Source organism: Streptomyces thermocarboxydus (assembly GCF_024760485.1).
Classification (GTDB): Bacteria; Actinomycetota; Actinomycetes; order Streptomycetales; family Streptomycetaceae; genus Streptomyces; species Streptomyces cellulosae.
This window is the reverse complement of the sequence record NZ_CP058273.1, coordinates 3,872,293-3,884,240: the sequence shown is the minus strand read 5'-3', so window position 1 is coordinate 3,884,240 and position 11,948 is coordinate 3,872,293. Positions and strand designations below refer to the sequence as shown.

General features: G+C 73.5%; 9 protein-coding genes. 3 read left to right on the top strand and 6 right to left on the bottom strand.

Features of this window, described 5'->3' with window-relative positions; genetic code table 11:
• Positions 1-80: 80 nt before the first annotated feature.
• Genes AY578_RS17935 through ssd form a run of 4 tightly spaced genes read right to left on the bottom strand, consistent with a single transcriptional unit; the run spans position 81 to position 4,055 of the window.
• Positions 81-878 carry a type II secretion system F family protein gene (locus AY578_RS17935; RefSeq protein ID WP_258903009.1) on the bottom strand — a complete coding sequence of 266 codons (798 nt, stop codon included), beginning with the start codon at positions 876-878 and terminating at the stop codon, positions 81-83.
• Entirely contained in the window at positions 875-1,747 is an 873-nt protein-coding gene (locus tag AY578_RS17930) for a type II secretion system F family protein (protein WP_028959469.1), read from the bottom strand. The genes AY578_RS17935 and AY578_RS17930 overlap by 4 nt, the downstream gene beginning before the upstream one ends.
• Positions 1,744-2,958: a TadA family conjugal transfer-associated ATPase gene (locus AY578_RS17925; protein ID WP_028959470.1), complete on the bottom strand. Its 1,215-nt coding sequence runs from the start codon at positions 2,956-2,958 to the stop codon at positions 1,744-1,746. Before AY578_RS17925 ends, AY578_RS17930 begins: the two co-directional genes overlap by 4 nt.
• A complete protein-coding gene (gene ssd / locus AY578_RS17920) occupies positions 2,955-4,055 on the bottom strand; it encodes a septum site-determining protein Ssd (protein WP_215049038.1) in 1,101 nt (366 codons plus the stop codon). The genes AY578_RS17925 and ssd overlap by 4 nt, the downstream gene beginning before the upstream one ends.
• A 599-nt stretch (positions 4,056-4,654) precedes the next feature.
• Between ssd and AY578_RS17915 the strand changes: the two genes are divergently transcribed.
• A complete protein-coding gene (locus tag AY578_RS17915; protein ID WP_028959472.1) occupies positions 4,655-5,488 on the top strand; it encodes an HAD family hydrolase in 834 nt (277 codons plus the stop codon).
• A gap of 409 nt (positions 5,489-5,897) precedes the next feature.
• On the opposite strand, the gene AY578_RS17910 is transcribed toward AY578_RS17915, so the two are convergent.
• Positions 5,898-6,722: a Fic family protein gene (locus tag AY578_RS17910; RefSeq protein ID WP_028959473.1), complete on the bottom strand. Its 825-nt coding sequence runs from the start codon at positions 6,720-6,722 to the stop codon at positions 5,898-5,900.
• A 100-nt stretch (positions 6,723-6,822) separates the two neighbouring features.
• Between AY578_RS17910 and AY578_RS17905 the strand changes: the two genes are divergently transcribed.
• Positions 6,823-7,803, top strand: coding sequence for an ATP-binding protein (locus AY578_RS17905; protein ID WP_136238743.1), 981 nt, complete (start codon positions 6,823-6,825; stop codon positions 7,801-7,803).
• A 3-nt stretch (positions 7,804-7,806) separates the two neighbouring features.
• On the opposite strand, the gene AY578_RS17900 is transcribed toward AY578_RS17905, so the two are convergent.
• On the bottom strand, positions 7,807-9,063 hold the full coding sequence (locus AY578_RS17900) for a polysaccharide deacetylase family protein (RefSeq protein ID WP_019527088.1): 1,257 nt from the start codon (positions 9,061-9,063) through the stop codon (positions 7,807-7,809).
• 430 nt (positions 9,064-9,493) lie between these two features.
• Between AY578_RS17900 and AY578_RS17895 the strand changes: the two genes are divergently transcribed.
• On the top strand, positions 9,494-11,920 hold the full coding sequence (locus AY578_RS17895) for a bifunctional SulP family inorganic anion transporter/carbonic anhydrase (RefSeq protein WP_258903006.1): 2,427 nt from the start codon (positions 9,494-9,496) through the stop codon (positions 11,918-11,920).
• Positions 11,921-11,948: the final 28 nt, after the last annotated feature.

Genomic DNA, 11,948 nt, shown 5'->3' with positions numbered 1-11,948 from the left:
CCTCCATACATGCCGTGTCTGTTGCCGTCGTCTGTCGCCGTCGTCCGCTGCTGTCGTTCTCCGCCGTCCGCCGCCCCTTCTCACCCACCCCCTTCCAGCACCCCGCCCGCGAGCCCGATCACCACGGGCAGGACGCCGACGGCGATGAAGGCGGGCAGGAAGCACAGACCCACCGGCGCGCTGATCAGCACCGCCGCCCGCCGGGCCCGCGCGGTCGCCGAGCGGGACCACTCCGCCCGCGCCTCGGCGGCGAGCCGGCCCACCGGTGCGGCCAGCGGGAGGCCGGACACATCGGCCCGCTCCAGCAGCCGCGCCAGCGGAACCGCGCCTGGCAGGGCGGCCAGCCGGCGCCAGGCCTCCCCCGGTTCGCCGCCGAGCCGCACCTCCGCGGCGCCCCGCGCCAGGGCGTCCCCGACCGGGCCGCCCAAGGTCTCCCCGACGGCCTGCGCCGCCGGTACCGGTCCGGCGCCCGCCGTGATGCAGGCGGACAGCAGGTCGGCGGCGAGCGGGAGTTGGCGTGCTGCCAGAGCAGTGTCCAGAGCCGTGTCGGAGGCGCTCGCCTCAGCGGCCGCCCGCCTCTGCCGCCGGTGCCACTGCCACAGTCCGGCCGCCAGGACCGTCCCCAGCCCCACGCCGCCGAGTCCGCCCACCGTCACCCACCCGGCGCCCACGACCGCCACGTACGGCAGCCGTCCGCCCACGGCCCTGAGCAGCGGGAGGCGCGCACCCGTTCTCCGTCGCTCCCAGGCCGCAAACGCGTCGAGCCTCCGCCGGGTCCGCCGCTCGCACCGGAGCCGGTGCCACCAGGCCGACGCCCCGACGAGCACGGCGGCGATCCCCGCGAGCGTCCCCAGCCTGTGGACGACGTCCCCGCTCATGCCGCCGCCACCTCCTCGGCACCCCGCATGATCCGCAGCGCCCACCACAGACCCAGCCCCTCCAGCACCCCGCCGGCCGCCAGGCAGACCGATCCCGAGGGCGTGTGCAGCAGGACGTGCAGCGGATCGGCGCCCAGGGCCGCGCCCAGCGCCAGCCCCACCACCGGGAGTCCCGCGAGCATCACCCCCGTGGTGCGGGCCCCGGACAGCTGGGCGCGCAGGTCGGCCCGCTGGTTCCGCTCTGCGCGCAGCGCCGCCTCCAGCCGGTCGAGGCCGTCGGCGAGTCCCGCGCCCTGGTCCACCGCCACCCGCCAGCACGCGGCGAGCCCGCGCAGTCCCTCGGCGCCGGGCTGCAGGGCCGCCGCCGTGAGCGCGTCCGGCACGTCGCCTCCGAACCGCGCCGCCGCCAGCACGGCCGCCTGCATGTCACCGAGCCCTCCGGAGTCCCGGGCGGCCGGCAACAGCGCCTCACCCGGCTGCCGTCCGGCCCGCAACTCCCCGGCTAGCGCCCCGCACAGCGCGACCACCGCGTCCGCACGGCCGTCCCGCTCCTTGCGCGCCGCGGCCGCCCGCCGCACCTTCCGCAGCAACGGCACCCCGGCCGCCCCCGCGACGACCGGCAGCACCGACGCCCCGAGCACCGCCAGCACCACACCGGCAGCCAACGACGCCCACTCGACGCGGAGTCGCCCCCGCAGCCGGTCCACCGCCCACAGCACGAGAGGAGGCCGTCCCGCCGACCCCTGGCCGTCCCCGGCGAGCGCCCGCGCCCGCCTCACCTCCCCGTGTCCGGCGCCGCCCAGCACCCACGCCGCCGTCCCCAGGCACGCCACCGCGGCGCCCATGGTCGTCCCGGTCACCCCGCTCATGCCCCGACCGCCTCTCGCACGGCCCGCGCCTCCTCGTCCCGCGCGGCGCGCAGCAGATGCCGCAGGCGCGGCCAGGCGGGCTCGGCGACGAAGGTCTCCGGTCCCCACCGCAGCGCCGGCGCCGTCCGCACCAGCCCCGAAGGGTCCCGCTCGAGGACGTGCACCTCGGCGATCCGCCGCCTGCCGCTGCGGTCCCGCACCAGGTGCAGCACCACCGACAGGGCGGCCGCCAACTGGCTGTGGAGGGCGAACCGGTCGAGGCCCGCCGCCGTGCCGAGCGCCTCCAGCCGGGCGGGGACGTCGCTCGCCGCGTTGGCGTGGACCGTGCCGGAGCCGTCATGTCCCGTGTTGAGCGCTGCGAGCAGATGCACCACCTCGGGTCCGCGCACCTCGCCCACGACGAGCCGGTCCGGCCTCATCCGCAGGGCCTGGCGCACCAGATCCTCCAGGGTCACGAGTCCGGCGCCCTCCTGGTTGGCGGGCCGGGTCTCCAGCCGTACGACGTGGGGGTGGTCGGGGCGCAGTTCGGCCGAGTCCTCGGCCAGCACGATCCGCTCGTCCGGCCCGACCAGCCCCAGCAGGGCGCTGAGCAGGGTCGTCTTCCCGGTGCCCGTGCCGCCGCTGACCAGGAAGGACAGCCGCGCCTCCATCAGTGCCCGCAGCACCCGGTCCCCGCCCGGCGGCACCGTCCCCGCCGCCACGAGTTCGTCGAGGGTGAAGGCGCGTGGCCGCACGACCCGCAGGGACAGACAGGTGCCGCCCACCGCGACGGGTGGCAGCACCGCGTGCAGCCGGGTCCCGTCGGGGAGGCGGGCGTCCACCCAGGGCCGCGCGTCGTCCAGGCGCCGCCCGGCCACCGCGGCAAGCCGCTGCGCCAGGCGCCGTACGGACGGCTCGTCCGGGAAGGAGACCGAGGTGAGCATCAGGCCGCCGCCGCGGTCCACCCAGACCCTGTCCGGCGCCGACACCAGCACGTCGGTCACCGTCGGGTCGGACAGGAGCCGCTCCAGCGGTCCGCTGCCGACCAGCTCGGACCGCAACTGCTCGGCCGCGCCGAGCACTTCCGCGTCGCCGAGCACCCGGCCCTGTTCCCGCAGGGCCTGCGCCACCCGTGCGGGCGTCGGCTCGGCGCCGCTCTCTGCCAGCCACCGCCGCACCCCGTCGAGCAGCCCGGGCGGCATCTCCGCCCCGGTCGTCTGCGTGCCGTTCATGCCGCCCTCGCCTCCACCAGCGCGCGCTCCCAGAACTCCCGGCAGAAGCGGGCCAGCGGGCCCCGTCCGGTCACCCCGGGCGGCCGGCCGGTGCCGTACGGGCGCTGGAGGGCGGGCTCGACGGGCACGTCCCCGACGAGGGGCAGGCCGAGCAGCCGGGCCACCTCCTGGTCGTCCAGGCCGGGTGCGTACGGTCCGCGGACGGCGACGCGCAGGTTGCGCAGGACCATGCCCACGGCGGAGGCGACGCGGCCGGCCGCCGCGACGGCGCGCAGCTCGGCGGGGACCACGAGGAGTGCCAGGTCGAGCTGGGCGAGGACCTCCGCGACGCCCTCGTCGACACGTCGCGGCAGGTCGACCACGACCGCTCCGCCCCCGCGCCGGGCGGCGGCGAGGACCGCGCGCACGGCCCGGGGCGGTACCGAGAGGCAGTCGCCGCGGTCCCAGCTGAGCACCCGCAGCGCGTGCAGTTCGGGCAGCGACTCCTCCAGCGCCCCGCCGCCGACCCGGCCGTGCGACGAGGCGAAGGCGGGCCAGCGCAGCCCTTTCGCCGTCTCGCCGCCGAGCGCGACGTCCAGTCCGCCGCCCAGCGGGTCGGCGTCCACCAGCAGGGTGCGCAGCCCCTCGCGGGCGGAGGTGACGGCGAGGGCGCACGCCAGGGTGGACGCGCCCGCGCCGCCGCGGCCGCCGATGACGCCGACGGTCAGGGCGGGCCGTCCGACGCCTTCGGCGACGTCGGCGATGCGGTCGACCAGCCACTGCTCGCCGTCGGGCAGCATCAGCACGTGGTCGGCGCCGATCTCGACGGCCCGCCGCCAGACGCCGGGGTCGTCCTGGTCGCGGCCGACCAGCACCACCCCCTGTCTGCGGGGCGCGCCGCGGGCCCGCCGGGCGGCGTCGTCGCCGACCAGGACCAGGGGCGCCGCATCCCAGCCGCCGTGCGGCCCTGGCAGTCCGTGGTGGACCTCCGGGGTGGCGCCGGCGGCCGCGCACAGGCGCAGCAGGTCGTCGAGGAGCGCCGTGTCCTCGGTGACGATCAGTGGTGCGCCCGGGCGGTTGCCTCCGGGCGGCGGGTCGTGCGTGACGGTTCCGGTCATGTCGTCCCCAGTGCTCCCTACCTGGCGCGGCCCTCGGGCCCCGCCTGTTCCAGGTGTGGGAGACCGCGCTGCGGCCTCCCGCGGACCGGCCGGCGAGAAGCCGGCCGACGGGCGTCCCGGTACGACGGAAGCGGCTGTGAAACCGCGGCGAGCGGGACGCGTGGGAATGACAGTGCAGCGGTCCCGGAAATCTTGTGGATCTTGGTGGAAAACTGTGGACGGGGCGATGGCTGTGAATATCGCCGTCACCCGTACCGGTGAGCCCGCCACGGCATACCGGTGAGTTCGGCACGGCTTCTGTGGATAACCTCAGAGCCGCCCGACCGCCACTCTCCGTCACTGAACACGCACATGACAATCAATTCCTTCGCGCGGAACTACGCGACAGGAAGAAGAGGAAAAAGCGGCGGAAATGCATCCGGACATGCGACGACCCCCGCCGGGGGGGAGAGCGGGGGTCGTCCCCACGGCCGACTCGGGGGGGGAGGAGTCGGACCGGGTTAGACACGGTCGCGAACGATCCGTGACTTCCATGGTGTACCCGAGGGCCCTCTCAGGCAAACCCACGCGCCACACGCTACGCCGAATGGGCTGCGCCTATGCTCAAGGACGTGGAAAACCACTTGTCGCCCCGCACAGCCGCCTTCTTCGACCTGGACAAGACGGTCATTGCGAAGTCGAGCACACTCACCTTCAGCAAGTCCTTCTACCAAGGCGGCCTGATCAACCGCAGGGCCGTCCTGCGGACCGCGTACTCCCAGTTCGTGTTCCTCGCCGGCGGCGCGGACCACGACCAGATGGAACGGATGCGGAAGTACCTGTCCGCACTGTGCCGCGGGTGGAACGTCCAGCAGGTCAGGGAGATCGTCGCCGAGACCCTGCACGACCTGATCGACCCGATCATCTACGACGAGGCCGCCACCCTCATCGAGGAGCACCACACCGCCGGCCGTGACGTGGTCATCGTGTCCACCTCGGGCGCCGAGGTGGTCGAGCCGATCGGCGAACTGCTGGGCGCCGACCGGGTGGTGGCCACCCGCATGGTGGTGGGCGACGACGGTTGCTTCACCGGCGAGGTCGAGTACTACGCGTACGGCCCGACCAAGGCGGAGGCGGTCCGGGAGCTGGCCGCGTCCGAGGGCTACGACCTCGCCCGCTGCTACGCCTACAGCGACTCGGTGACCGACATCCCGATGCTGGAGGCCGTCGGGCATCCGCACGCCGTGAACCCGGACCGCGCGCTGCGCCGGGAAGCCCTGACGCGCGAGTGGCCGATCCTGGATTTCCACCGTCCGGTGCGGCTGAAGCAGCGTTTCCCGGCGTTCTCCGTTGCGCCGCGTCCCGCCCTTGTCGCGGCGGCCGCGATAGGCGCCGCGGCGGCCACCGCGGGGCTTGTCTGGTACGCCAGCAGGCGCCGCTCGACGGTTGCCTGAACGTACTTCTTCTTCGCCGCGCGTCCCCGCTACGGGACGCGTTCGCCGTTTCGGCGTCCGTTTACTGCTCGTTTGAACCAAAAAGTAAAGGAACGCGGCCAGCACTTCCCCTCTCCGGGATGCCGGAGTACAAAGGAGTTGACGGCCCGCGAGACCAAGGACGTCCGAGAGGACGACTTTCAGAACGCTTTAGGCCCCACGGACCGTGCATGGAAACCGCGCACCCACGCGACGTCGACCCGTCGATTACGGGCCAGCCGCACCAGGCCGGGCAAAGTCCCCGGCCTGATGGGCACATATCGAGGACGCTTGGTAACGCGGTGGACATGCCAGCGGCGGTACGAGTATTCGTACCGCCGCATTCTTGCGCGGAGCCCCTCCACCCCGGCCCGCGTGACCTTCCGGCCGGTCAGGCGGCTCCGCGCTGCAACGCCTCGCACACCGCCGTGGACTCGCGCGCACCCAGCGCCACGGCTCGCCCGCAGTGGGCGATCCAGGCGGCCATGCCCTCCGGCGTGCCGGACACGTAGCCCCGCAGTGCCTCCCGGTAGGCGTCCAGGCCCAGTTCGGCGTGGCCGACCTCGGCGGGGCACACCGACTTGGGGTCGAGGCCGCTGCCGACCAGGACGATCCGCTCGGCCGTGCGCGCGACCAGGCCGTTGTGGGACGTGAACGGACGCAGCGCGAGCAGCTCCCCGTGCACCACGGCGGCCGTCACCAGCGCCGGCGCCGAACCGCCCGCGATGACGATCTCGGCCAGCCCCTCCAGGCGGCCGTGCATCTCGTCGGCGCCCGGCAGGGGCAGGTCGATCAGGGGCTCGTCGACCGGCTCGCCCGCCTGGCGGGGCCGGCCCACGTGCTCGGCCTTGTCGGCCGCGGCGACCAGGTGCAGCCGCGCCAGCACCCGCAGCGGCGACTGCCGCCAGATCGACAGCAGCTGACCCGCCTCGGCCGTCAGCCGCAGCGCCGCGCCCATGGTGCGCGCCTCGTCGTCACCGCTGAAGTCGCTGCGCCGCCGCACCTCCTCCAGGGCCCAGTCCGCGCCGGACAGCGCCGCCGAACCCCGGGCGCCGCGCAGGGCCGCCTCGGAGGTGATCTCGTTGCTGCGCCGCCGCATGACCCGGTGCCCGTAGACCCGGTCCACGGCCTTGCGTACGGACTCCACGGAGTCGGCCACACCGGGCAGGTTGCCCAGGGCCGCGAGGGGATCGGCGGTCGCGCCCGTCGTACTCATGAGTACGACCCTACGCACCCCGGACGCCCGCCCCACGTTGGAGTGGTCTTCTTCACGCCTGCCGTGACCTACAGCTACGTACTCACTACGCTTCGTGAACATGAAAATTGCTTTCGTTGGGAAGGGCGGGAGCGGAAAGACGACCCTGTCCTCCCTGTTCATCCGTCATCTCGCGGCCGAGGGCGCCCCGGTCGTCGCCGTGGACGCCGACATCAACCAGCACCTCGGGGCCGCGCTGGGCCTGGACGACTCCGAGGCCGCCGCCCTCCCCCCGATGGGCGAGCACCTCCGGCTGATCAAGGACTACCTGCGCGGCAGCAACCCGCGCATCGCGTCCGCCGACACGATGATCAAGACGACCCCGCCCGGCGAGGGCTCCCGGCTGCTGCGGGTCCAGGAGGACAACCCGGTCTACGACGCCTGCGCGCGCCCGGTGGAGCTGGACGGCGGCACGGTCCGCCTGATGGTCACCGGCCCCTTCACCGACGCCGACCTGGGGGTCGCCTGCTACCACTCCAAGACCGGGGCCGTGGAGCTCTGCCTGAACCACCTGGTGGACGGGCCCGGCGAGTACGTCGTGGTGGACATGACGGCCGGCTCGGACTCCTTCGCCTCCGGCATGTTCACCCGCTTCGACATGACGTTCCTCGTCGCCGAGCCGACCCGGAAGGGCGTCTCCGTCTACCGCCAGTACAAGGAGTACGCCCGCGACTTCGGCGTGGCGCTGAAGGTCGTCGGCAACAAGGTGCAAGGCCCCGACGACCTCGACTTCCTGCGTGCGGAGGTGGGCGACGACCTGCTGGTGACCGTGGGCCATTCGGACTGGGTGCGCGCCATGGAGAAGGGCCGCCCGCCGCGGTTCGCCGCACTGGAGGAGTCCAACCGGCTCGCCCTGCGCACGCTGCGCGAGGCCGCCGACGCGACGTACGAGCGGCGGGACCGGGAGCGGTACACGCGCCAGATGGTGCACTTCCACCTGAAGAACGCCCAGTCGTGGGGGAACGAGCGCACCGGAGCCGACCTGGCGGCGCAGGTCGACCCCGGTTTCGTGCTCGGCGAGAGCGTCACCGCCGAGGCCTGAGCCTCACTCCTTCGGCGCGGAGGAACCCGGCGCGCCCTTGGGGGCCGGGGCGGGGCCGGAGGCCAGGAAGGTCTTCCAGCCCTGCTTCGGGGCCTCGCCGACGCCCAGCGAGCGCAGCTTCTCCAGGGTCGCCGGGTCCTGCGCGTCCAGCCAGTCCACCAGCTGGCGGAAGGAGACGCACCGCACGTCGGACTTGGTGCACACCTCCTCGACGACCTCCTCGACGGCGCGCATGTAGGTGCCGCCGTTCCAGGACTCGAAGTGGTTGCCGATGATCAGGGGCGCCCTGTTGCCGTCGTAGGCGCGTTCGAAGCCCTGGAGCAGGCCGTCCCGCATCTGGTCGCCCCACATCTCGTGCTTGCCGGGGTCGCCCTGGGTGGTGGTGCCGGACTGGTTGACCATGAAGTTGTAGTCCATGGTGAGCTGCTCGAAGGAGTGCCCGGGGAAGGGCACGAGCTGCATCGACAGGTCCCACAGCCCGGACTTCTTCTCGGGCCAGACCTGATTGTTGACACCGCTGGTGTCGTAGCGGAAGCCCAGCTCCCGGGCAGCCTTCATGAAGTTCTTCTGCCCTTCCAGGCAGGGTGTGCGGGCCCCGATGAGCTCCTTGTCGTAGTCGAAGGGCAGCGGGGCCTCGTTCTTCATGCCGGCGTTGGTCTTCCAGGTCTTCACGAACTGCTTGGCCTGGGCGATCTCTTCCTTCCACTCCTCCACCGACCACTGACCGACCCCGCCGCCGCTGCCGCAGAAGTGGCCGTTGAAGTGGGTTCCGATCTCGTTGCCCTCGAGCCAGGCGAGCCGCAGTTGCTCCACGGTGTCGGCGATGCCCTGCTCGTCGTTGAAGCCGATGTCGGAGCGGCCCGGCGAGTGCTGCGGCGGGCGGTACAGGTCGCGCTTCTCCTCCGGCAGGAGGTACACGCCGCTGAGGAAGTACGTCATGGTCGCGTCGTTCTCCTTGGCGACCTTGCGGAAGTGGGAGAACAGCTTCTGGCTGTCCTCGCCCGCTCCGTCCCAGGAGAACACCACGAACTGCGGCGGCTTCTCGCCGGGCTTCAGCCGCTTCGGCTTCGGCAGGTGCGGCTGGGCGCCGGTGTAGGCGGTGGAGCCGTCGCCGATCAGCCGCACGACGTTCTTGGGCGCGGGGGCCGGCTGTGCCTTCTCCTCCTCCGGCCCGCCCCCGCCGGTTCCGCAGCCGGCGAGCGCGGAGAGGCAGACCGCGGTGATCACGGTGCCCGTGGCGATCCTGTGGGTGGCGGCCATTCGCCCACCTTCTTCCTTCTCTCGGGCCGAGCTCGATGAGGCGTTGTGTGGTGCTGCGCCGGTCCATGCCGACCGCGACGTCAACGTCGCACGGAAGAAAGAAGTGAATTAATACGACAAGCCGATGAAATGGCTACTTCACCCTTCGGGGTGACACCTGCCGCTATTTGCCCGGAAAGTCTATGCCGGTCCTTTACTCGCAATTACGATCTGTTTACTGAGCTTTGGGCCCGGCTCGCCAGTCGTCCCGCCATTGGCCCCCGCGGTTCGCCCCTTGTTCGTCCCGCCGTCCGTCCAGCCGTCCAGCCGTCCGTCCCGCCGTTCCGGGGGCCGTGCCCCGCGGCCGCGACCGCTTCGGTCCAGTCCGTTCGAGTCCGTTCGAGCGGACCCACCTCACGCGACAGCGCAGACCCGAAGGAGACACCAGTCCATGTCAGCCTGCCTTCCCGCCGACGCCGAGCCGGCGCACACCGAGCGAGCCCATCCCCCGCACAGCCCGCCACCCCGCCGCCGGGGCTTCCGTATCGCGGGCGCCGATCTCTCGGCCGCCGTCGCGGTGTTCCTCATCGCCCTCCCCTTGTCCCTCGGCATCTCCCTCGCCACCGGCGCGCCCCTCCAGGCCGGGCTCGTCGCCGCGGCGGTGGGCGGGCTCGTCGCCGGACGGCTCGGCGGCTCTCCCCTCCAGGTGAGCGGCCCGGCGGCGGGGCTGACGGTCGTCACGGCCGACCTCATCCACCAGTACGGCTGGCGCACCACCTGCGCCGTCACCGTCCTCGCCGGCCTCTCCCAGCTCGCGCTCGGCTGTCTGCGCGTGGCACGCGCCGCCCTCGCCGTGAGCCCCGCGATCGTGCACGGCATGCTCGCCGGCATCGGCGTCACGATCGCCGTCGCCCAGCTGCACATCGTTCTCGGGGGCGAGCCGCAGAGCTCCGTGCCCGACAACCTCCTGGCCCTGCCCGCCCAGTTGGCGCGCCTCGACCCCGCCGCCCTCGCGGTGAGCGTGCTGACCCTGGCCGTCCTGCTGCTCTGGCCCCGGCTGCCCGGCCGCGCCGGACACCTGCTGCGGAGGACGCCGGCCGCCCTCGTCGCCGTGGGCGGCGCCACCGCGGTCGCCGCGACGGCCGGACTGGTGCTGCCCGTGGTGGACCTGCCGTCATGGCGCAGCCACGCGCTGGCCGGGCTGCCCGAGGGACCGGTGCTCGGCCTTGTCGCGGCCGTGCTGACCACGACGCTGGTGTGCAGCGTGCAGTCGCTGCTCGGCGCGACGGCCGTGGACAAGCTGGCCGCCGCCCGCCCCGGCGCCGGCCATGTCGTCCGCTCCGACCTGGACCGGGAGATGCTCGGCCAGGGAGCGGCGAACGTCGTCTCCGGCGCCCTGGGCGGCCTGCCGGTGGCCGGGGTCGCCGTCCGCAGCACGGCGAACGTCCACGCGGGCGCCGTCAGCCGGAACGCCACCATGCTGCACGGAGCCCTGGTGGTGACGGCCGCGCTGCTGCTCGTCCCGCTCCTGGAGCTGATCCCGCTCGCCTCGCTCGCCGCCCTGGTCATGGCGGTCGGCGCCCGGATGGTGTCCCTGCACCACATCCGCACGGTGACGCGCCACCGCGAGGTGCTGGTCTACGCCGTGACCGCCCTCGGGGTGATCTCCCTCGGGGTGCTGGAGGGCGTGGCGCTGGGCATCGCCGTGGCCGTGGGCGTGGCCCTGCACCGGCTCACCCGGACCCGGATCACCCACGAGGAGGAGAACGGCGTCCATCACGTGCACGTCCGCGGACAGCTGACGTTCCTCGCGGTGCCGCGGCTCAGCCGGGCGCTGCATCTCGTGCCCCAAGGGGCCGGCGCGGTCGTGGCGTTGGACGGGTCCTTCATGGACCACGCGGCGTACGAGACGCTGCAGGACTGGCAGAGGGCGCACACCGCGCGCGGCGGCAGCGTGAGGATCACCGGCCGGCGCGCCGGAGTGCGGATCGCCGAACCCGGCGCCCTCGCCTCCGGGCCCGCGCCCGACGGGGAGTCCGCCTCCACCGGCGACTGCCGCTGCCGGCCCTGGACGGCCTGGCGCAACCACCAGTGCGACCGCCCCTCCCCCGCCCAGGACACCGGGGTCTGCCCGGACGAGACGCTCGAGAGCGGCGAAACGGCCCCCGAGACCGACCGGGACTCGACCGCCCGCGGACGCACCTCGAGCAGTCGTCAACTGGTGCGCGGACTCAGCACGTTCCAGCGCCGCACGGCGCCCCTGGTGCGGAGTGAACTGGCCCGGCTGGCGCGGGAGGGGCAGCGGCCGTCGCAGCTTTTCCTGACCTGCGCCGACTCCCGCGTGGTCACCTCGATGATCACCTCCAGCGGTCCCGGCGACCTGTTCGTGGTGCGCAACGTCGGCAACCTCGTGCCACCCCCCGGGGCGGAGAGCGGCGACGACTCGGTGGCCGCCGCCATCGAGTACGCCGTCGACGTGCTGGCGGTACGGTCGATCACCGTGTGCGGCCACTCCGGGTGCGGCGCCATGCAGGCCCTACTCGACTCCCGCCCCGCCTCCCCCGCCGCCACACCGCTCGGACGCTGGCTGCGGTACGGCGGGCCGAGCCTCGAGCGGCTGCGCGACCCCGGCGCGCCCGCGCCCCGGCTGGCCGGGCGGGACCCCGCCGACGACGTCGAGCGGCTCTGCCTGACCAATGTGGTCCAGCAGCTGGAGCATCTGCGCGCCCACGAGTCGGTCGCCCGCGCCCTGCAGGAGGGGAGCCTCGAACTGCACGGGGTGTACTTCCACGTGGGCGAGGCCCAGGCGTACCTCCTCGCCGAGCAGGAGGAGGAGAGGGTTTTCGACCGGGTACGCGATGTGGACCTGGCGGTGTGACGCACGCCCGAATGTGAGAGGCGTTACA